Genomic DNA, 20,880 nt, shown 5'->3' on the forward strand with positions numbered 1-20,880 from the left:
ACGCGCAGCGGTAGTTCAGTCGGTTAGAATACCGGCCTGTCACGCCGGGGGTCGCGGGTTCGAGTCCCGTCCGCTGCGCCATATTTTTACAAATCAGGCTTGCCTGGTTTGCGATTGAAAAGCACCGAAGCTTTCAGTCAACGGTTTCAAAGTTTCAAACGGACGCAAGTCCGAGCGATACGCAGCGGTAGTTCAGTCGGTTAGAATACCGGCCTGTCACGCCGGGGGTCGCGGGTTCGAGTCCCGTCCGCTGCGCCATATTTGCTACAGAGCCCTTGAACTCTCTGTAGCTACAAAGAAAGCGACCTCAGGGTCGCTTTTTTTGTGCCTGCGATTTGACCCTGCCTCCCGCTCGGCTTTGGTCCACTCGCCAACCTCTGTTGTCGTCTGCATTCAGCGACGCGTGCAGCCAGATTGTTCAAGAAAAGCGTTCCGATGTCCTGCCGATGCTCTAAATCGCGCCTCTTAAAGGTGTGTCATTTTTCCAGCGCTACCGATTCTGTCTTGTAAGTCAGTGTTGAGTCGTCAAAAAACCGCCGCTTATTGCTTGCCGAGATAAAAAATCAAATTGGACGGTGCAGGATTGGATCCATAGGCTTGCCCGCAATTGGTGCGCAGTGCTGTGGCCGATTGAATTGAGCCGCAGGATCAACCAAGGCCACGTGAGGGTGGGTGGCCAGGTCGTTTAACGGCTGATCAAACGCATTCTGCAAGGACTCCAATCGTGTCAGCACTGCAATAACCGCTTTGTACTCGGTCATTAAGGTCAAACATTATTTATGGAGTTCAAGTTTCGCAGGAGGCGTGCGTTGACTGTCGCTTTGCGTCTGTTTGCCGCGTTGTCACTCTCGGTCGGGGCAACGGCCAGCCATGCTGCGCAAGCGGCGCCTGAGAGCGTTGCGTTCTGGTACGCCGATAATCCGCCTCTTCAGGAACTCGCTCAGTTTGATTGGGCGGTGGTTGAATCGGGCCATATGTCCACCGCCGATGTCGCCCGTATTCGACAACTGGGCAGTCAACCGTTTGCGTATCTCTCCGTCGGGGAGTTTGACGGCGACCGTGCCACGCTGATTGAGTTGGGGCTGGATCAAGGCGCCAGTTCAAAGCGCAACAAAGCCTGGAACAGCCAAGTCATGGATTTGACCTCGCCGCAATGGCGCGATCACCTGTTCAAGCGCGCCCATGCGTTACAAGCCCAAGGCTATGCCGGGTTGTTTCTCGACACGCTGGACAGTTTCCAACTGCTGCCGCCCTCCGAGTGGCCGAGCCAACAAACGGCCCTGGCCAGCTTTCTGCGCGAGCTTCACAACCGCGAGCCGAACCTGAAACTGTTTTTCAATCGCGGCTTTGAAGTGCTGCCGCAGTTGGACGGTGTTGCCGCGGCCGTGGCGGTCGAGTCGATCCATGCCGGTTGGGATGCAGGCGCCAAGCGTTATCGTCCGGTGCCCGAAGCTGACCGTGAATGGCTCGACATCCATTTAAAGCCCTTGCGTGAAAAGGGCATCCCGCTGGTCGCCATTGACTATCTACCGCCCAGCCAGCGAGAGCAGGCCAGGAAGCTGGCTCGGCAACTGCGTCAGGAAGGCTTCATCCCCTTTGTCACCACGCCGGACCTCGATTACCTGGGCGTCAGTACGGTCGAGGTGCAGCCGCGGCGCATCGCCCTGTTGTTTGATCCGCGTGAAGGGGACCTGACCACCAACGCCGGACACGTCATGCTCGGCGGTCTGCTCGAATACCTCGGCTACCGGATTGATTATTTTGCGGTGGATCAACCGCTGCCCATGCATTGCTTCAGCGGTTTGTACGCAGGCGTAGTGAGCTGGATGAACACCGGGCCGCCGCAGGATTCGCAGCACTTCAATGCCTGGATCAACCAACGCCTGGATGAGCAAGTGCCGCTGGTGTTTTTGGCCGGTATGCCGATTGAGAACACGGTGCTGCTCAAGCGTCTGGGCTTGCAGCAGGGCACGTTCAGTGGCCCGGGCGCCTTAAAACTGCTGAGCCATGACCCGCATTTGATTGGCAGTTTTGAAGCCCCGCTGGTGCTGCGCTCGCGTGAGCTCACCCCCCTGTCAGTTTTGCCGGACGGCCCTAAGCCTGGCTTGTTACTGGCGGACGAAAAAGGTAACTCATTCGCACCTGTCGCCATCGGCGCGTGGGGCGGTATCGCCCTGGCACCTTACTTGATTGAGACCAACGGTGAGGCCAGCCGCTGGATCATCGACCCGTTCACCTTCGTGCAGCGGGCCTTGCGCTTGCCGCTGCAACCGCACCCGGACACCACCACCGAGAACGGTCGGCGCATCGCCACGGTACACATTGACGGTGATGGTTTTCCGTCCCGGGCGGAGATTCGCGGCACGCCTTACGCGGGTCAGTCGGTGTTGGATCTGTTTATAAAACCGTATCCCTTCCTGACCTCAGTCTCGATCATCGAGGGCGAGATTTCGCCGCGCGGCATGTTCCCGTTTCTGGCCAAGGAGCTGGAGCCTATCGCACGCACGATCTTCGCCGACCCCAAGGTCGAAGTTGCCACTCATACGTTCAGCCACCCGTTCTTCATGCAGCCTGAAAAGTCCATGAAAGAAGAGGGCTTCGATCCGCAATACGGCCTGAACATGAAAATCCCCGGCTACAACACGATCGACTTTCGGCGTGAAGTGTTTGGGTCCCGCGATTACATCAACAATCACCTGACCACGCCGCAAAAGCCGGTAAAGATGATTTTCTGGCCGGGGGATGCGTTGCCAGACGAGGCAACTATTCAGTACGCCTATGACGCGGGTTTGCAGAACGTGAATGGCGGCACCACAGTCATCACGCATGCCAACCCTTCGCTGACGGGCCTGTCGCCGCTGCTGCGCCCCACCTCGGGCGGCTTGCAGATCTACGCGCCGATCATTAACGAAAACATGTACACCAACCTGTGGAAGGGGCCGTTCTATGGCTTTCGCGATGTCATCGACACTTTCGAACTGACCAACAGCCCGCGTCGTTTGCGCGGGCTGCACCTCTACTACCACTTTTATTCCGGCACCAAGCAGGCTTCGATCAAAGTCATGGACGACATCTATGCCTTCATGATCAAGCAGCAGCCAATCTCGTTGTGGATGAGTGATTACCTGCCACGGGTGCGCGGTTTATATGAGTCGAGCCTTGCACGCACGGCCAGCGGTGACTGGCAAGTGCGTGGCCTGAATGCATTGCGCACCTTGCGCATCGACCCGCAGATGGGCTGGCCTGATTTGACCCGCTCGCAAGGGGTGGCCGGTGTGCGCGATCTGCCCGAAGGGCGTTATGTGCATTTGAGCAGCGACCACGCGCTACTCGCCTTGCGCCCTGAGCGCGACCCGCGTCCGGCGCTGGAGGAGGCCAACGTGCCATTGCAACAGTGGCGTTATCTGGATGATCGGCGGGTGAGCTTTTCGTTTGCCGGTGAATTCGACATCCAGTTTTCAGTCCGCGCGGCAGGGCCATGCAGCGTTGATGTCAAAGGGCAGCGTTTTTCCGCTCGTGCGGATAACGGCCTGTGGGTGTTCCAATTGCCAATCAAGCAGGTGAGTGATGCCCAACTCCTCTGCCATTAAGAAAACCCGGCTGCTCAACCCGTGGGCGTTGGGTGTGGTCGCCACCGCCGTGGGTGGCTTGTTGTGGATGACCTTCCAACAGGAAAGCGTGTTCCGTCCCGATGAACGCCAGCCGGATGAGGTCTCGGCCAACTACGCTGAGCTGCTGCTCACCGCGCACCCGCAAGACGACGCGTTGCGCATCAAGCTGCTGGACTTGCTGATGACCCTGGGCGATTACCCCAGGGCACGCAAACACCTCAACCAGTGGCCGCACCCCAATACGACCGTCGCGCAGCTCTATGCATTGCACCTCGATGCGCTGGACTTGCCCCAAGGCGGTGATCAGGCCGCGCGCACGGCGTTGGTCGAGCGCTTGAGTCTGCTGGACCGCCGCCAATTGCCGGTGCCTGCACTGGAGCGCATGGCCGACTTGCTATTAGTGCTGCAAGCCCCGGCGTTGGCGGGCCAGTGTTATGCCGAGCTGGCCAGTCGCGACCCTGAACAACGCCTTAAGTGGCTCAGCGCTGCTGCGCAGTGGTCGATGGCAGGCGAGCAACCTGGGCGGGCGGCGGACCTGTACCTGCAACTGGCAGCGGCCAGCAGCGCGCCCGAGCAGCATAAGCGCTACGTGCGCCAAGCCTTTGATGCCCTGATTGCGGCGGATCGGGGCGGCGAAGCGGCGGTGTTGCTGAGCAAGGCCGTGGCGCTACTCAACGACCCGCAAAGCGACCCGCAATGGCTGGAGCAAGGCGTCGAAACGGCCATCGCCCACGACCAGCTGCACGAGGCAGAAACTCTGATCCAGCAGTGGCGCACCCTGCAACCGGGCAATCGTGAAGCGCTGCGCAAAGAGTTCAAATTACGCCTGGCCTTTGGTGATCAGGAGGGTGCTTGGGCGGTGGGCCAGGAGTTATTGCAGAGCGAAACCGGCGATGCGGCGTTTTTGGCGCAGATGGCCCGGCTGGGCGAGTGGAAGGGTGACACCTACCAGGCGCTGGACTATTGGATGGCCTATCTCGAACTGCAAGACGACCCCACGGCGTATGAGCATGCGTGGCGTTTGTCGATTCAGCTGTTTGATTTCGATCACGGCATTCCATTGCTCACCCGGCTGCTGGAGACGCGCAGCCTCAGCGATGGCGAACTGGATGCGCTGGTGTTCGCTCACGAGCAGCGCGGTACGCCGCAATTGGCCGAAGCGGTGTTGCGGGCGAGTTTGCAAAAATACCCCAAGCAACGTCTGGCCTGGATGCGTCTGAGTCAAAACCTGGAGAACACCGAACAATACCCGGCCAAGACGCGGGTCATGCAAGACATGGCGCGGCACTTTCCAATCACCGTCGCCGAGCGCGTGGACTGGGCCAGTACCCACTTGAGGTTCTTTGACAACCAAGGGGCATGGCAGGTGCTGGACATCGACAATCAACACATCGATGACGCCGAGTATTGGGACCTGCGCGCAGCCTTGGCCTGGGAGCTTGAGCGCGACGATGACTTGCAGCCCGCACTCGAAAGGCTGTTGGCGATCAAAGGCTCGTTGAGCTACGGCGAAGAAGAGCAATTGGCCAACCTGTACCGCAAGCGTGACCCGGTCAAGGCGCTGGCCTTGATGGTTGCCAGTTGGCACACCACCCACAACCCGCAACGACTGGTCGTGGCTTTGCAGGTGGCGCAAGAGCTACAGGATTGGGCGCAAGTCAGTGCGTTACTCGACAGCGCCAAGGCATGGCCCAAGGCTGATGCTCAAGAACAGGTGCTGGCCGCCCGGGCCGGGCTGGCCGTGCATGAAAAACGCTTCGCTGATGCCGAGCGCCTGCTCAAACAAGGGCTGGCGCGCTACAACGATGACAACCTGTTTCGTGAGCGCCTGTTGTGGCTGTACATCGATCAAGGGCGCACGGCTGATATGGCGCCGTTGCTGCAACAGTGGCGGGCCCGGGCGCGCAACGACAACCTGCTGTGGCTGCCGTTTGCCAGTGCCAGCCAGATGGTCGGGCGTACCCGCGAGTCGCTGGCCTGGTACCGCCTGTACCTCAAAGCCAACCCGCAGGACTGGCTGGTGCAGGCCGGGTATGCCGATGCGCTGGAGGCCGCAGGTTCACTGGAAGCGGCTCAGCGGTTGCGCCTGAAGCTGACGCGCACTGCCGACCTGCAACCGGGCGTGGAATCTTCCCAGCGTTATGCGATGTGGCTCCGGCTGTTGGCCAGCAGCTATTCATCACGGCTGGCGCAAAGCCAGGCTTTGCAGTGGCAAGACGGTTCGCCAGCCATGTTGCAGCTGTGGTTCGAACGCCTGCTGGCGCGCCTGGACGAAACCAATCAAGGCGCGCAGAAAAACGACTGGTTGGCCTGGGCCCGTCGCCAAGGTTTGAAGGTCGACCGTTTTGAGTTGATCCAACAAGCGCTGCGTGACCGCAATCGCGACATGCTCAAGCAACTGCTGGCCAGCGGCGAGCTGGACCCGGCGCAGCAGGTCGAAGCCCTCAGCCAATTGGGCCAGGGCGCTCGTGCCTTGGGCGTGAGCTTGTCGGCGCTGGGCGATCAACAACCCGCGATGATTGGCGAGCAGTTGCGCCGTCAGGCCGTTGAAATGCTCGACCGCACGCCGCAGGGCATTCAGTTGGCGTGGGAGGGCAAGGATTTCGGCGGGCTGGACGTGTCGGGCCCGCAACTGACGGTTGCGCGCCACCTCAATGACGACTGGTACGCCAGCCTGGTGCTCGGTCAGGGACGCTACAACAGCGATCAGTTGCGCGACGGTGAATTGGGTCAGGAACGTAATGCGCTGCTGACCTTGCAACGCCAACTCGACAATGGGCGCTACAGCCTGATTGCCGACATCAGCACCCGCAAGGACCACAACCGTAACGGGTTGGGCTTGAGCCGTGCCTGGCAGTTGAGTGCCACCGATGAGATCGAAACCGGCGTCGACTGGCATCGTCAGAGTGACGACACCGGGCTGATGCGCGCACTGGGTCAGCATGATGGCCTTTGGCTCAAAGGCCAGCACGGCTTTTCGGCCCGTGACCAATTGAGCTGGGCACTGTCGCACAACCGCTTCTCGACCCGTGCGGGCGATGCGCTGGGGTCGGGACAGGAAGCCAAGCTTGAGTTCGCCCACACCCTTGAGTTTGAAGGTCCGAACTGGGTAGTGCGCGCGGGCGCTGATTATCAACGTAACGCCCTTAAAAGCGGCGAGCTGAATGACCTCAATGCCTTCCTCAAACCGGTTTACGAGCAAGAGCCGGTCGAGGATGACGATGGCCGGGTGATCGGTGCTCAGGCTGTCGATGTGACAACGCCGCTGAGCGCCAGCGATTTGCTCCAGGCGCGCTACGGCCAGGTGTATGTGGGCAGTTCGTGGCGGCGTGGCATGCCGGGCGCACTGAACCGCACCCAACCGCAATACACCTGGCTGGTGGACGTGACGGCCGGTTGGCAGTGGGTCGACAAAACCTTCAATTACGGCATCGACACCGGGATCGGCATGGTGCTGTTGGGCGATGACGAGTTGGCACTCAAAGTCGGATACCAGTCCTCACCGCAAGGTGGCGCGGGGGCGGGCGGCACGCTGGGCGTGAGCTACGGCTTGCGTTTTGGACGCTGAACAATCAATGACAACGAATACGTGGAGAAACACTATGCAAGCAATCCGTAACCTGACGCTGGTTTTGAGTGTGATGCTCATGGCCGGGTGCAGCAGCTTCACCGGCAAAACCAGCCCGGCACTTTCACGCGATGCGCAGTGGGGCATCGTGCCGTTAGTCAACTATTCGCAAACCCCGCAAGCCGGGGAGCGCAGCGAGCAAATCCTGCTCAGCGTATTGAGCAGCAAAGGCTTGCAGCCTCAGGTGTACCCGGCCAGCGCGCAGGGCGAACAGGCGTTGCTCGATGACAATGAGCGGTTGAACAGTGCGCTGGAATGGGCGCGTCAGCAAAAACTCGATTATGTGGTCGCGGGGAGCGTCGAGGAGTGGCAGTACAAGAACGGTCTGGATGGCGAGCCAGCGGTGGGCATCAGCCTGCGCGTGATCGAACCCGCCACCGGCCGTGTGCTGTGGAGCAAAAGCGGCGCGCGTGCGGGTTGGTCGCGTGAAAGCCTGGCCGGTTCAGCACAGAAAGTGCTGAACAAACTGGTCGGTGGCCTGCGGGTCGAGTAACGGTGATGAATTCCCCTCATATGGATTTCAGCCTTGCGCCCCGGGCCAAGGGTCCGGCCTCGTGGATCGAAACCGTGCTGGTCAGTGCGCTGGCCATTGGCCTTGGCCTGTGGCTGACGCCTGATGACCCGCTGCAATTGCGCGGCGATTTTCCCTGGCCGTTGCTCGCGCCCCTGCTGATCAGTGTGCGCTATGGCTTTGTGCGCGGGCTGGTCAGCGCGTGTTTGGTGGTGATCACGTTTTTTGTCCTGCGCCAACAAGGCTGGCCGGTATACGCCGACATTTCGCCGTCATTCATCGTCGGCATTCTGGTGTGCACGATGGTAGTGGGCGAGGTGCGCGACTTGTGGGACCGACGCCTGCAACGCTTGCAAATGGCCAACAATTACCGGCAATACCGGCTCGACGAGTTCACTCGCCATCATCAGGTGTTGCGCGTGTCCCATGACCGTCTGGAACAGCGCGTGGCGGGTAGCGATCAAAGCCTGCGCAGTTCGCTGTTGGGCCTGCGTGAACGCCTGCGAAGCTTGCAAGGCACGCACGACCCGTTGACGGTCATGGCCGAGCCGATCCTGGCAATCGCGGGGCAGTACGGTTCGTTGCGCGTGGCGGGCCTGTATCGGGTTGACGCGCAACGTTTGGTCATCGACCAGCCGCTGGCGACCCTGGGGGTGATGGGGCACTTGTCGATCCATGACCCGTTGATCACGTTATGCCTGGCGCGCAACGAGTTGGTCAGCGTGCGCAGCAACCTCACCGATAACGGTGAGCAGAGTGAGTTCTCCTCGTTGCAGGTGTGTGTGCCGCTGATGGACACCGAAGGTCGGCTGCTGGCTATTTTGGCGGTGCGGCAAATGCCGTTCTTTGCGTTTCAGGAGCGCACGCTAAGCCTGTTGGCGCTTTTGGCGGGGCACATTGCCGATTTGTTGAGCAGTGATGCGCACAGCTTGAAACTGCCCGATGCCGATGCGCAGCATTTCGCGCAGCAACTCAAACGTTCCTTGATCGATGTGCAACAGCATGACCTGTCGGCCTGTTTGTACTTTTTCGAATGGAGCGACCCCAATCCTGAACTGCTCGGGCTGTTCGAGCGCAGCCAGCGCGGGCTTGACCTGCAACTGAGCGTGCGTAATCAGCGCGATCACGAGGGGTTGCTGGTGTTGCTGCCGTTGACCAGCAGCGAGGGTGCGCAAGGCTATCTGAGCCGCCTGGGCACGTTGGTGCATGAACACTTTGGTCAAGAGCACACCCTGCACAGTCTGGGCGTGCGCGTGTTGCCGTACACCCTGACGCCTGTCAGCGAGCGTGGCGGTTTGCGTAATTTCCTGTTCAACGAGTGTGGTCTGAATGATCAGCAAATGGCTATTTAGCCTTGGCGTAATACTGGAGGCCAGCGGCTGGTCCAGCCTGTGGCTTGACTTGCCGCCGGGGCAGGCGTTTGCGTTGTATACGCTGGTGCACGCAACGGCCAGCGGTCTGCTGTGTGCCGGGGTGTGGATGCTGTTACCGGCGCGCTATCGCAGCCCATTGCCCTGGAGCCCGCTGTTTCTGTTTTCACTGGTGTTTTTTATCCCGGTGATCGGGGCGCTGGGCGTCGCCTGTGTGATATTCCCGGCGCTGTACTTGCCGCGCCCGCGTGATCAGCAAGCGTGGCAGGCGTTGGGTATCCCGAAGCTGCCGTTTCGCTCGCAGCCGCTGCATTCGCCGATTTTTCGCGACGGCGGGCTACAGGATGTACTGCGCCATGCACCGGACCCCGACCTGCGGCTGTCCGCCTTGCTGACTACGCGGCGGATGCCGGGTAAAGAGGCCATTCCAATGCTCAAATTGGCCCTGGCCGATCCCAGCGATGATGTGCGCTTGTTGGCGTATTCGATGCTCGACAAGCAGGAAAATGACATCAACCAGCGGATTCAGGCCGACCTCAAACAGTTAGCTGGCGCCAAACCTCCCGCGACTGGCGCCTTGCACGCCACGCTGGCGCGCTGGTATTGGGAACTGGCGTATCTGGGGCTGGCACAGGGCAGTGTGCTGGAGCACGTATTGCGCCAAGCCTGCGAGCACGCCGAACAGGGCTTGCGCGAAGGTGAGGGGGGCGAGTTGCACCTGCTGGCGGGGCGTATCGCGCTGCAAATGGACTCGCTGACCCATGCGCAGGCCCACCTGGAGGCGGCTGAAAAAGCAGGCATCGATGCCACCTTGTTGATTCCTTTTCACGCCGAAATTGCTTTCAGGGCCGGGCACTACCAACAAATACCCCCGCTGCTGGCCGCGTTGCCCGCCGACGTGTTGCGTCGCCCCCCGTTTGCCGATTTGGCCAGGTGCTGGTTATGAACCCGTCTCAAAACGAAACGCCCATGGCGGATGTCTGCTTGCTGCTTGAAGGCACTTGGCCGTATGTGCGCGGCGGGGTCTCAAGCTGGATTCATCAGATGTTGTTGGGTTTGCCCGATGTGACCTTTTCAGTGCTGTTCATCGGTGGGCAGCGCACGGCGTACAGCCGCCGCAATTACGACATTCCGCCCAACGTGGTGTACATCAAAGAGGTGTTTCTGGAGGAGGCGTGGCAAGGCCGTCCTGCGGGTAAAGCTGACGACCAGAACATCGCCCCCGAGCTGGCCAATCTGTACCGGTTTTTACATCATCCCGACCCACCCACTGTGGCCCAGGGTGAGCAATTGCTCGATGCGTTGGCGCAAGACCGCCTGAGCCTGGCTGACGTGCTGCGCAGTCGCGCCAGTTGGGAGACCTTGAGCGCGGGTTATCTCAAGCACTGTGGCGACCCTTCGTTCGTGAACTACTTCTGGACCTTGCGCTCGATGCAGTCACCGTTGTTGATGCTGGCTGAAGCCGCACGCGACATGCCGCGCGCCAAGGTGTTGCACGCTATCTCAACCGGTTACGCGGGGCTGGTGGGGTGCATCCTCAAACAACGCTGGGGGTGCCGTTATTTGCTCAGCGAGCACGGTATTTACACCAAGGAACGCAAGATTGATCTGGCGCAGGCCAGTTGGATCGCCGAAAGTAGCGAACAGGCGCTCAATGGCAGCCTGGAAGCGGGCACCGGCTATATGCGTACGTTGTGGATTCGGTTTTTCGAACGCATCGGTCGGTTGGTGTATGACCATGCCGACAACATCATCGCGCTGTATGACGGCAACCGTCAGCGCCAGATCAAAGACGGGGCGCAGGCCGTGCGCACGCAAGTGATTCCCAACGGCATCGACCTGCCCAAGTGGACCGCCGCGCTGCAAGCCCGCCCAGAAGGGATGCTGCCGGTGGTGGGGTTAATCGGCCGTGTGGTGCCGATCAAAGACGTGAAAACCTTTATCCGTGCCATGCGCGGCGTGGTCAGCGCGATGCCTGATGTACAGGGCTGGATCGTCGGTCCCGAAGAAGAAGACCCGGCCTACGTCAGTGAATGCCGCAGCCTGGTGGCCAGTTTGGGGCTGGAAGACAACGTTCTTTTTCTGGGTTTTCAAAGCATTCAAAACATCCTGCCGCAGTTGGGGCTGATGGTGCTGACCTCGATCAGTGAAGCGCAGCCGCTGGTGATCCTTGAAGCATGGGCAGCCGGCATTCCGGTGATTTCCAGCGACGTGGGGTCGTGCCGTGAGCTGATCGAAGGCGGTGTGGCGGAGGACCGCGATCTGGGGCTGGGTGGGGAAGTGGTGGCGATTGCCGATCCGCAGGCCACCTCGCAGGCCATTCTGGGCCTGTTGCGCAGCCCCGGGCGTTGGCAGGCGGCGCAGGCCAGCGGCTTGCAGCGGGTGCATCGATATTACGGAGAAAATCTGATGTTCGAACGTTATCGCGCGCTGTATCGCGCAGCTATGGAGGCGGTGTAAATGGCCGGTATCGGTTTTGAACTGCGCAAAATACTGTCGCGCGACTCCTACACCGCGACCTTGCACGCCTATGTCTACGCCGGGTTGATCAGCTCCGGGCCGTGGGTGCTGTCGATTGTCAGCGTGATGTTGGTGGGGGTGTTGAGCCTGGGGTTGCTCATGCCCGAGATGCTGGTCAGGCAGTTTTTGATTACCGTGACCTACCTGATGGCCACCTCATTGATTCTCACGGGCGGCTTGCAGCTGTTTTTCACCCGGTTCGTGTCGGATCGGCTGTTTGAACGCAAGTTTTCACGCATCCTGCCCAATCTGGTCGGGGTGCTTCTGCTGGTGACGGTGAGCGCGGGCCTGCTCGGCACGCTGTTGCTGTGGGTGCTGTTTGACGAGCCGTTGATCTATCGCCTGCTGGTGCTCGCCAACTTCGTAACGCTGTGCAATTTGTGGCTGGTGATCATCTTTTTGTCCGGGATGAAGGCCTACAACCGCATCTTGCTGGTGATGCTGGTGGGCTATTCGCTGATGGTGCTGAGTGCGTACCTGCTGAGCTTCATGGGCATCAACGGTTTGTTGTTGGCGCTGTTGATTGGCCACGGTTCACTGTTGTTTTTGTATCTGTACGACATCTTGCGCGAGTACCGCGCCGACACGCTGGTAGCCTTCGACTTTCTGGACCGGCGCCACGTGTTCCCTAGCCTGTTGCTGACCGGACTTTGCTACAACCTGGGGATCTGGATCGACAAGTTCATCTTCTGGTTTAACCCGGCAACGTCCAGCGCGGTGATTGGGCCGATGCGCTCTTCGGTGCTTTACGATTTGCCGATTTTTCTTGCGTACCTGGCGATCATTCCCGGCATGGCGGTATTTCTGGTGCGTATCGAAACCGATTTTGCACAGTGGTACGACCGCTTGTTCCGGGCCATCCGCGAAGGTGAAACCTTGCAACACATCGGCCAGATAAAAGCCGAAATGACCTTGTCGATTCAGCAGGGCCTGTTGGAAATCTGCAAGGTGCAAGGCTTGACGGCCGTGTTGCTGTTTTTGTTTGCACCGCAGTTGCTGGCATGGCTGGGGATTTCCAGTTATTACCTGCCGCTGTTCTACATTGATCTGGTGGGGGTGAGCATTCAGGTGGTGTTCATGGCGTTACTCAACGTGTTCTTTTACCTCGACAAACGCGCCATTGTGCTCAAGTTGTGCGTGATGTTCGTGTTGCTCAACGGCGCCTTGACCCTACTCAGCCTGTACCTGGGGCCAAGCTTCTTTGGCTACGGGTTTACGTTGTCGTTGCTGGTCTGTGTGCTGGTGGCCCTGCATCAATTGTCCGCGGCACTGGATGACCTGGAGTACCACACGTTCATGCACAGCCATTAAGCACGCATCGCCCGGGTCAAGCCGTCATTCGCGCCCGGTGAGGGTTGAGCGATAGAACGTAAACCGGTCTTTGCCCGCGTGTTTAGAGGCGTACAACGCTTTATCCGCTTTGGCCAGGGCCTGGTTCAGACTGTCCTGATCATCCACTCTGGCCAGGCCGATGCTGACAGTCACAGGGTGGGCAGCCGGGTCGTTGCGCACTTGGCTGCACAGCGTCGCCATCAGGCGTTCGACGTCGGCGCGTCGAACGCCTGACAGGTACACGGCAAACTCTTCGCCCCCCAGCCGCGCACATTCATAACCGTTCATCACCGCCTTGATGCTGGCCGCCGTACGCTTGAGTACCTCATCGCCGATGTCATGCCCGTACTGGTCATTCACCCGTTTGAAATTGTCGATGTCGATCATTGCCAGGTAGTGGTCGTGCATGCGCGGGTTTTGCGCCAACACGCTGGTGGCGCGGGTCATGAATGAGCGGCGATTGGGGATCTCGGTCAATGCGTCGATGTACGCCTGGGTCAGCAACAATTTGGACATGGTGTAGTTGTACAGTTTGACCCTGCGCAGCTTGAAGAAGCTGTAGATGGTCAGGCAACTGAGAAAGGCGAAATAACACAGGATCAAACTGCCGCGCAGGTCAAACAGTTGCACTTCGGTCATCAAGAACGGGTTAAGAACCCCCCAGGTCACCCCGACCACCGCCAAAAACCCCCAGCGGCTCAACGGCAAGACCGAAGCGTTATAGAGGATGCTTGAGGTGGCAAGGATCAGCCAGATGGGCTGTGTGTCGGCGGGCAGGCCAAAAATGATCAAGCGGATGCCCAGGGTAATCGCCAGCACGAAGATCAGATTCAACACGTCAAAATGGCGGGCCTTGCGGATAAAACCCAGAGCAATGGTCAGCGCCGCCATCGCGCAGACAAACACGACCGATAACACCGTGAAGCCTTGACCGCCCTTGAAGCTGACGATCAAGTCAAACAGCAGCCAGATGACAATGCTGGCGGCGTAGGTCAGACGGCAAAAGTTGCGCAGTTTTTCAAAGTCGTGCTGGGCAAACTCAGCTTGAACGGCAGGCGGGGCGGCGTATTTTGAGATTTCATGGTCAATGGTTTTGAGCATTGCAAGCCTTGATCACGGTCGGCGAAGTGGGCACTCAGCGGTCGTGAATCCGGGACATCAATGGCATCAAAACAACGTCCGCGGGCACGTATGGGTAACCCTAGCAGGACTTTGACGGTTAACAGGCCGGATCATTCAAGCGGTCTGTCTCCCCTGTGAACATCTGCTCAATTGGCCTGTGACAAGACCTCGCCAATGCTGCGCCGCCGGGCATAGTGCTCGCTGGTGCGAATCAGCTCTTCGAGGTCTTCAGGGGTGACGTCGATAAAAGCGTCCATCTTGGCCAGTGCGTGTTGCAAGTCCTCAGCGGTAATGCCGGGGTCGCCGGGTGCGGTGGGGGCAACCACGGCGGCGGGGGCCGGATCGGTGTGTTTTTTGGGATAGCGCACACGGGTCAGGTTGTTGTAGGCCAAAGCGGCCAGCAGCATGCACAGCGCACTGAGCATGACGGGGGCCAGTAATTCCCAGCCAAGGCGCGCACTGTCCGGGTCTGCCAGCACCACCAGCAAGGCCAGCGCACCGGCGGGCGGGTGCAGGCAACGCAACAGGCACATGATGATCAATGCGGCTCCGACGGCCAGGCAGGCACTGGCCAGGTCACGTCCCAAAAAGTGAACCACCAGTAATGACACCACGGTGGCACACAGATAACCGCCCAGGATTGACCACGGCTGCGCCAAAGCGCCGGAGGACACGGCGAACAATAAAATCGCCGAAGCGCCGAGTGGGCCGATCAAATGCATGGCAACGGGCAGGCCGAAAAACACGCTGCACAGCCATACGCTGAACAAAGTGCCAAGGGACACCCCAATCGCGGCACGGCTCCACTCAATCGGTCGGGTGTTTGTGGCCGCAGGCAATAGGCGGCGGATCCAGCGGGTTTGCATGGTGGCGAAGGTCCGGTTTTGGTCAGGCTGAGGCCAAAAAAAGGCTTGGCGGGGTAACCGGCAAGCCCTTGAAATGTTCCTTCATGGGGGAGGAACCGCTGCAGTCTGCCTACAGCTTATTAATTCCGCAAATTCATAATAATGATGGTTAACTTCATTATTAATGAACTTTGTGCTGCGGGCCGCCGAGGTCGTGGCAAGGTTTAGCCACTGCTTACAGGGGGTAATGGTTTTGTGACCACCAATTTGCCAAGTATCCGTTCATGGGCATCATTGCTCAGTAATTGCTGCTCGAGGAGATTGCGCCAATCAGAGCTGCTGCTCAGCGGGCTTTTGAGTACCAGCAGTGCATCGCGAAGTCTGACCAGCCTGCTCAACTCGGGGACGCAGTTCATGTCCCGGTTGTGTGGGGGTGATTGCCTGACGCTGGCAGTGGGTGCAAGCAGCAGCGGGCTTTGCTCTGGCGGGTCCTGGTCGTTAGCAATTACGGCATGACTCATCACGTTGTACTCCATCTATGAAGGTGGGTGGGCGGGGGGCGAGCGCATCCTCGAAAACCATTTAACGGTCGCACACCGCACGTGGGCGCCATCAAAACAACAGTTCTGGGGTGACGTGTTTTGCGAGTTGACTGACAGGTGAGTGGTAACAGGTTGTGTGTGGCAGAGGTCGGCAGCGCGTGCGCGATACAAGTGGTGACACAAGCGCTGTTTACTCGGGTCGGGATATTGGATTGGTGGGAACGATTGTAAGGCCGGGGGCAGGGGACATGTTGTCAGGCAGTGAGTAGCTGACGATAAGATTTACGGAGAAACTCGTAAGATTTTTCAAACGGCGGGGAGGAAGTTTTGCCCCAAAAACGCTGACGATTTTTTAGCTAAGGGTTTACGGGAGTCGATGTAAAAGTCTTACAGCGAAAGACACCGATATAACCCCACGCTGCCTTTAAACGCTTGAGGTGCAATTGATTGAGCGACCTGCCTTAGTCATCGAACCCCGCTTGTTCATGTATCTCGTCGACTTTGAGTTCCAGCCGGTAAGCCACTGCAATGAACAGCGCCTGACACAGGCACAACGTGGCACTGAGCGAGCGGAACGCGAAAGAACTGCCTTCATTGACCAGCAACACACTGTTGGCGCGCTTGGCCAGTGGTGACAGGTTGCTGTCAGTGATGATCAGGGTTTTGGCTTGATGCAACTGCGCAATGCGCAGGCAGTGCTGGGTTTCTTTGCCATAGGGCGTAAAGCTGATAGCGATCACCAGGTCATTGGCACGCACGCTGCGCATTTGTTCGCGGTAGCTGCCACCCAGGCCGGAGATCAGATGGATGCGCTTGTTGGTGTGCTGCAAGTTGTACACCAGGTAATCCGCCACGGCGAATGAGCGGCGTACGCCCACGACGTAGATGTTGTCTGCGTTGACCACCAGATCCACGGCTTTTTCGAACGCTTGGTCGTCGAGCTCCAGGCCCAGGCGTTCGATGCCAGACAGCGTGGCGTTGATACATTCGCGGGCCAGATCACCGCCGCTGGCTTTCTGCGATTTGTTGGCAATCATGCTGCGAATGCGTTGCTGGTAGTTCTGAACCGGGGTGGCCTTGTGCGTATAAGCCTCGCGGAACAGCGCCTGCATTTCGCTGAACCCACTGAAACCGAAACGCTGCGAGAAGCGCACGATGGCTGAAGGGTGCACTTCGCATTCGCGGGCAATATCGCTGATACGGTCGACCATGATGCGGTCGCTCTGTTGGCTCATGTAGCTGGCAATGCGCTTGAGCTGTCGGGGCAGGCTCTCGTATTGCTCAGTAATGAGGTGCAGCAGGCGCTCGGCATTCACCGGCGGGCTGGTCAATTCGCTCTCTGGCGCTTGCTCGACGGACGCCGGCTGATCGGTGAAGGGCATAGAGGAATCCTTATAGAGGGCGCTGGGTTGTAACGGGCAGCCCGTTGGTTGCGCAGTTTACAGGGTAGGTGCACATAAAATCCTGACCAGCGACTCAAACGGCGAAGCGCTGAATCGATGCACGCGTAAAAAAACAAGGCAGGACCATTCTGGAACAAAAATTCTACATTAAAATTATATGGAATAAATATTGTTTATTTCGCAGCGACGTTTTAGTCTTCGATTCACGAAGAGCGCTCGGGCCGAGTGAGGTGATGAGCGCAGGCTGATAAAAATAACAGGAGCCACCATGGGACAGACTCGTTTTGCCACAGGGCGTGATTTGGATCTGATCTGCCTTGGACGCCTGGGCGTCGACCTCTACGCGCAACAAGTCGGAGCGCGGCTCGAAGACGTCAGCAGTTTTGCCAAGTACCTGGGTGGCTCTTCAGCCAATATTGCTTTTGGCACGGCGCGCCTGGGGTTGCGTTCAGCGATGTTGAGCCGGGTGGGTGACGACCACATGGGGCGCTTTTTGCTCGAATCGTTGACCCGCGAGGGCTGTGACGTCAGCGCTGTCAAAGTCGATGCGCAACGTCTCACGGCCCTGGTGCTGCTGGGCCTCAAAGACCGCGAAACCTTCCCCCTGGTGTTCTACCGTGAAAACTGTGCCGACATGGCCCTGCGCGCAGATGACATTGACCCGGCCTTTATAGGCACCAGCAAAGCGTTACTGATTACCGGTACTCATTTTTCTACTGAAGGCGTGTATCAGGCCAGTCTCAAGGCGCTCGAATACGCCGAACAACACAACGTCCGGCGTGTCCTCGACATCGACTATCGCCCGGTGCTGTGGGGCTTGGCCGGCAAGGCGGATGGCGAAACCCGTTTTGTCGCGAATGAGACTGTCAGCGCCCATGTACAGTCGATTCTGCCGCGCTTTGACTTGATCGTCGGCACCGAAGAAGAGTTTCTGATTGCAGGTGGTGGTACAGACTTGCTGGCGGCCCTGCGTAAAGTACGTTCGCTGACGGACGCGGCACTGGTGGTCAAGTTGGGGCCGCAAGGTTGCACGGTGATTCACGGCCCGATCCCGGCCCGTCTGGAAGACGGCGCCATTTACCCCGGCGTACGTGTCGAAGTGCTCAATGTGCTGGGGGCAGGCGATGCTTTCATGTCGGGCTTCCTGAGTGGCTGGCTGGAAGATGCCACCGACGAGCGCTGCTGCCAGCTTGCCAATGCCTGCGGTGCACTGGTGGTATCGCGCCATGCGTGCGCCCCCGCCATGCCGACCCGCGCCGAACTCGATTACCTGTTTAATAGCCCGGTGCCCATTACCCGGCCAGACCAAGACCAAGCCTTGCAGCGTTTGCATCAAGTCAGCGTGCCGCGCAAACAGTGGCAACAGCTGTTTGTGTTCGCGTTCGACCATCGCTGGCAGTTGCTGGAAATGGCGCAGCAATATGGCCGGGATCACGCCAGCATTTGCGCGTTGAAGCAGTTGTTCATCAAAGCCGTGGAGCAGGTTGAAACCGACGTGCGCCAACGTGGCATCGACGCCGATGTCGGCTTGCTGGCTGACCAGCGTTTCGGTCAGGACTCGCTCAATGCAGCCACCGGTCGAGGCTGGTGGATCGCCCGCCCGGTTGAAGTGCAAGGCTCCAGGCCGTTGGCGTTTGAGCACGGGCGCTCGATTGGCAGCAACCTGATTGCCTGGCCGCAAGAACACATCATCAAATGCCTGGTGCAGTTCCATCCCGACGATGAGCCAATGCTGCGACTGGAGCAGGAGGCACAAATCAAAGGGCTGTATCAGGCGTCATTGGCCAGCGGTCACGAACTGCTGCTGGAAATCATTCCGCCCAAAGACCACCCCTCGACCTTCCCCGATGTGATGTACCGCGCCATCAAGCGCTTGTACAACCTGGGGATCTACCCGGCGTGGTGGAAAATCGAGGCGCAAACCCCTGCGGTCTGGCAACAACTCGATGCGCTGATTCAAGCGCGAGATCCGTATTGCCGTGGCGTGCTGCTGCTGGGCTTGAATGCTCCGGCGGCGGCGCTGGCTGAAGGTTTTGGCCACGCTCGCAACAGTACCACCTGCCGGGGCTTTGCCGTGGGACGCACGATTTTTCAGGAACCCGGTCGCGCCTGGCTGGCCGGTGAAATCGACGATGCGACGCTGATTGAGCACGTGCAGCGCACCTTTGTGCAGTTGATTGACGCCTGGCAAGCCGCTCGCCGCTGAGCCTGCGTCGCAAGGCCCGCACGTGCTGGCGGGCGGTCACTGCCAGAGACTTACTTAGACAACAATAATAGGTGCAGCCATGCCCGCTATCCGTATTGGCATCAACCCGATTTCCTGGAGTAACGATGACTTGCCGTCGCTGGGCGGCGAGACCCCATTGAGCACCGCCCTCAGTGAGGGTAAGCAAATCGGTTACGAAGGCTTTGAACTCAACGGCAAGTTCCCCAAAGACGCAAAGGGCGTGGGCGACGTGCTGCGCCCCTATGATTTGGCGCTGGTGTCGGGCTGGTACTCCAGCCGTCTGGCCCAACGTTCGGCCGCGCAAGAAATCGACGCCATTGCCAGCCATGTGCAACTGCTGGCGCAAAACGGTGCCACGGTGCTGGTGTATGGCGAAGTCGCCGACTCGATTCAGGGCCAGCGCATTCCCCTGATCGAGCGCCCGCGTTTTCACAGCGAACAGGCCTGGCAGGCATACGCCGACAAGCTCAACGAGTTGGCGCGCTTCACCCTGTCGCAGGGCATTCGTCTGGCGTATCACCATCACATGGGCGCTTACGTTGAATCACCGTCCGATATCGACACTTTGATGCGTCTGACCGGCCCTGAAGTCGGCCTGTTATTCGACGCGGGCCACTGCTACATGGGCGGCGGCGAACCCGTGGAGGTACTGCGCAAGCACATCGGCCGTGTTTGCCATGTGCATTTCAAGGACGTGCGCAAACCGGTGGTGCAACTGGCGCGCAACCACCTGTGGAGCTTTCCGGACTGCATCATCAACGGCACTTTTACGGTGCCGGGCGATGGCGACATTGATTTTGCCGAGCTGCTGGACGTGTTGCTGGCGGCCGATTACCACGGCTGGCTGGTGGTTGAAGCCGAGCAGGACCCGGCCGTCGCGCCGAGTTTTGCCTATGCGCAAAAAGGCTATCAAACCCTGCGCGCGTTGCTGGACGCGAGGGTCAGTTCATGAGTTTGCTGATCAAAAGCCAGGCCGCTGGTCAAACGGTGGTGCAACTGCCGCCGGGTGCTTTGCAATACGTGGGGTTCAGCGCTTACCGGCTCAAGGCAGGTGAAACCTTGCCGGTGGCGGCCGGGGACCAGGAGCTGTGCCTGGTGCTGCTCAGCGGTCGGGTCAGCATCGGTGGCGAAGCACCGGAGCAGGGCGCTTTCAACTGGCCGGACATTGGCGATCGCCTGTCGGTGTTCGACGATAAGTCCCCGTTTGCCGCGTATTTACCGCCCGGCAGTCAAGCCAGCGTGCAGGCCCTGAGCGACGTGCAAATCGCGGTGTGCGCAGCCCCTGGCTCGGCCACTGCGGGCCTTGGTCCGCGACTGATCAGCCCCCAGAGCATGAAGCGCAGCGTGCGCGGCAAAGGCGCCAATACCCGTTATGTGTGCGACATCTTGCCGGACACCGAACCGGCGCACTCGCTGCTGGTGGTCGAGGTGCGTACCCCGTCCGGGCATTCGTCCAGCTACCCGCCGCACAAGCACGACACTGACGACCTGCCACACCAAAGCTTTCTCGAAGAAACCTATTACCACCAGATCAACCCCGCGCAAGGCTTTGTGTTCCAGCGGGTGTACACCGACGATCGCAGCCTTGACCAGGCAATGGCGGTGGAAAACAGCGACCTGGTGGTCGTGCCCAAGGGCTATCACCCGGTGAGCGTGCCTTACGGTTACGAGTCCTATTACTTAAACGTGATGGCAGGGCCCAAGCGGGTCTGGCAATTTCACAACGACCCGCAGCACAGCTGGCTGATGGATCTTTGACCTTTTGGGAG

14 protein-coding genes and 2 tRNA genes are annotated in these 20,880 nt (G+C 59.3%); 12 read left to right on the forward strand and 4 right to left on the reverse strand.

Features of this window, described 5'->3' with window-relative positions:
- The first annotated feature begins 4 nt into the window (after nt 1–4).
- The 9 genes from AP059_RS04780 (at nt 5) to pelG (ending at nt 12,951) form a co-directional block, all read left to right on the forward strand.
- A tRNA-Asp gene (locus AP059_RS04780) sits at nt 5–81 on the forward strand.
- A 100-nt stretch (nt 82–181) separates the two neighbouring features.
- Nucleotides 182–258: transfer RNA gene (locus AP059_RS04785), tRNA-Asp, on the forward strand.
- Between the two features lie 521 nt (nt 259–779).
- Complete coding sequence (locus tag AP059_RS04795) at nt 780–3,590, forward strand: bifunctional glycoside hydrolase 114/ polysaccharide deacetylase family protein (RefSeq protein ID WP_059762128.1); 2,811 nt, start codon at nt 780–782, stop codon at nt 3,588–3,590.
- Nucleotides 3,568–7,179, forward strand: a complete 3,612-nt coding sequence (locus tag AP059_RS04800) for a tetratricopeptide repeat protein (protein ID WP_059762129.1) — start codon at nt 3,568–3,570, stop codon at nt 7,177–7,179. Before AP059_RS04795 ends, AP059_RS04800 begins: the two co-directional genes overlap by 23 nt.
- A 34-nt stretch (nt 7,180–7,213) precedes the next feature.
- On the forward strand, nt 7,214–7,732 hold the full coding sequence (locus AP059_RS04805) for a hypothetical protein (protein ID WP_059762130.1): 519 nt from the start codon (nt 7,214–7,216) through the stop codon (nt 7,730–7,732).
- A 5-nt stretch (nt 7,733–7,737) separates the two neighbouring features.
- Entirely contained in the window at nt 7,738–9,102 is a 1,365-nt protein-coding gene (locus AP059_RS04810) for a PelD GGDEF domain-containing protein (RefSeq protein ID WP_059762131.1), read from the forward strand.
- Nucleotides 9,080–10,066 (forward strand): HEAT repeat domain-containing protein, encoded by a 987-nt coding sequence (locus AP059_RS04815; RefSeq protein ID WP_059762132.1) that lies wholly within the window; start codon nt 9,080–9,082, stop codon nt 10,064–10,066. Before AP059_RS04810 ends, AP059_RS04815 begins: the two co-directional genes overlap by 23 nt.
- Complete coding sequence (gene pelF, locus AP059_RS04820) at nt 10,063–11,580, forward strand: GT4 family glycosyltransferase PelF (protein ID WP_059762133.1); 1,518 nt, start codon at nt 10,063–10,065, stop codon at nt 11,578–11,580. The genes AP059_RS04815 and pelF overlap by 4 nt, the downstream gene beginning before the upstream one ends.
- On the forward strand, nt 11,581–12,951 hold the full coding sequence (gene pelG / locus AP059_RS04825) for an exopolysaccharide Pel transporter PelG (protein WP_059762134.1): 1,371 nt from the start codon (nt 11,581–11,583) through the stop codon (nt 12,949–12,951).
- Nucleotides 12,952–12,975: 24 nt separating this feature from the next.
- Here the strand turns inward: pelG and AP059_RS04830 are convergent, their stop codons facing one another.
- The 4 genes from AP059_RS04830 to AP059_RS04845 form a co-directional block, all read right to left on the reverse strand.
- Complete coding sequence (locus AP059_RS04830; RefSeq protein ID WP_059762135.1) at nt 12,976–14,073, reverse strand: GGDEF domain-containing protein; 1,098 nt, start codon at nt 14,071–14,073, stop codon at nt 12,976–12,978.
- 167 nt (nt 14,074–14,240) lie between these two features.
- The gene (locus AP059_RS04835) at nt 14,241–14,960 is read right to left on the reverse strand and encodes an HPP family protein (RefSeq protein WP_059762136.1); all 720 of its coding nucleotides are present in this window, start codon (nt 14,958–14,960) and stop codon (nt 14,241–14,243) included.
- A gap of 203 nt (nt 14,961–15,163) precedes the next feature.
- Nucleotides 15,164–15,460, reverse strand: coding sequence for a type VI secretion system contractile sheath small subunit (locus AP059_RS04840; protein WP_053221307.1), 297 nt, complete (start codon nt 15,458–15,460; stop codon nt 15,164–15,166).
- 482 nt (nt 15,461–15,942) lie between these two features.
- On the reverse strand, nt 15,943–16,863 hold the full coding sequence (locus AP059_RS04845) for a MurR/RpiR family transcriptional regulator (RefSeq protein ID WP_059762137.1): 921 nt from the start codon (nt 16,861–16,863) through the stop codon (nt 15,943–15,945).
- Nucleotides 16,864–17,152: 289 nt separating this feature from the next.
- Here AP059_RS04845 and AP059_RS04850 point away from each other — a divergent pair, with 289 nt between their 5' ends.
- The 3 genes from AP059_RS04850 to iolB all read left to right on the forward strand — a co-directional run bounded on the left by AP059_RS04850 (nt 17,153) and on the right by iolB (nt 20,869).
- The gene (locus AP059_RS04850; RefSeq protein WP_059762138.1) at nt 17,153–19,090 is read left to right on the forward strand and encodes a bifunctional 5-dehydro-2-deoxygluconokinase/5-dehydro-2-deoxyphosphogluconate aldolase; all 1,938 of its coding nucleotides are present in this window, start codon (nt 17,153–17,155) and stop codon (nt 19,088–19,090) included.
- A gap of 79 nt (nt 19,091–19,169) precedes the next feature.
- Nucleotides 19,170–20,063, forward strand: a complete 894-nt coding sequence (gene iolE / locus AP059_RS04855) for a myo-inosose-2 dehydratase (protein WP_059762139.1) — start codon at nt 19,170–19,172, stop codon at nt 20,061–20,063.
- Nucleotides 20,060–20,869 (forward strand): 5-deoxy-glucuronate isomerase, encoded by an 810-nt coding sequence (gene iolB, locus AP059_RS04860; RefSeq protein WP_059762140.1) that lies wholly within the window; start codon nt 20,060–20,062, stop codon nt 20,867–20,869. The genes iolE and iolB overlap by 4 nt, the downstream gene beginning before the upstream one ends.
- Nucleotides 20,870–20,880 lie beyond the last annotated feature (11 nt).

The sequence above is a fragment of the Pseudomonas sp. TAA207 genome (assembly GCF_001529285.1).
GTDB lineage: Bacteria > Pseudomonadota > Gammaproteobacteria > Pseudomonadales > Pseudomonadaceae > Aquipseudomonas > Aquipseudomonas weihenstephanensis.

What these genes read in the sequence shown, in the direction of transcription:
- AP059_RS04800 (WP_059762129.1), top strand. Translation starts at nt 3,568, where the DNA reads ATGCCCAACTCCTCTGCCATTAAGAAAACCCGGCTGCTCAACCCGTGG.
- AP059_RS04840 (WP_053221307.1), bottom strand. Translation starts at nt 15,460, where the DNA reads ATGAGTCATGCCGTAATTGCTAACGACCAGGACCCGCCAGAGCAAAGC.
- pelF (WP_059762133.1), top strand. Translation starts at nt 10,063, where the DNA reads ATGAACCCGTCTCAAAACGAAACGCCCATGGCGGATGTCTGCTTGCTG.
- pelG (WP_059762134.1), top strand. Translation starts at nt 11,581, where the DNA reads ATGGCCGGTATCGGTTTTGAACTGCGCAAAATACTGTCGCGCGACTCC.
- AP059_RS04850 (WP_059762138.1), top strand. Translation starts at nt 17,153, where the DNA reads ATGGGACAGACTCGTTTTGCCACAGGGCGTGATTTGGATCTGATCTGC.
- iolE (WP_059762139.1), top strand. Translation starts at nt 19,170, where the DNA reads ATGCCCGCTATCCGTATTGGCATCAACCCGATTTCCTGGAGTAACGAT.
- AP059_RS04805 (WP_059762130.1), top strand. Translation starts at nt 7,214, where the DNA reads ATGCAAGCAATCCGTAACCTGACGCTGGTTTTGAGTGTGATGCTCATG.
- AP059_RS04830 (WP_059762135.1), bottom strand. Translation starts at nt 14,073, where the DNA reads ATGCTCAAAACCATTGACCATGAAATCTCAAAATACGCCGCCCCGCCT.
- AP059_RS04835 (WP_059762136.1), bottom strand. Translation starts at nt 14,960, where the DNA reads ATGCAAACCCGCTGGATCCGCCGCCTATTGCCTGCGGCCACAAACACC.
- AP059_RS04810 (WP_059762131.1), top strand. Translation starts at nt 7,738, where the DNA reads ATGAATTCCCCTCATATGGATTTCAGCCTTGCGCCCCGGGCCAAGGGT.
- AP059_RS04795 (WP_059762128.1), top strand. Translation starts at nt 780, where the DNA reads ATGGAGTTCAAGTTTCGCAGGAGGCGTGCGTTGACTGTCGCTTTGCGT.
- AP059_RS04845 (WP_059762137.1), bottom strand. Translation starts at nt 16,863, where the DNA reads ATGCCCTTCACCGATCAGCCGGCGTCCGTCGAGCAAGCGCCAGAGAGC.
- AP059_RS04815 (WP_059762132.1), top strand. Translation starts at nt 9,080, where the DNA reads ATGATCAGCAAATGGCTATTTAGCCTTGGCGTAATACTGGAGGCCAGC.
- iolB (WP_059762140.1), top strand. Translation starts at nt 20,060, where the DNA reads ATGAGTTTGCTGATCAAAAGCCAGGCCGCTGGTCAAACGGTGGTGCAA.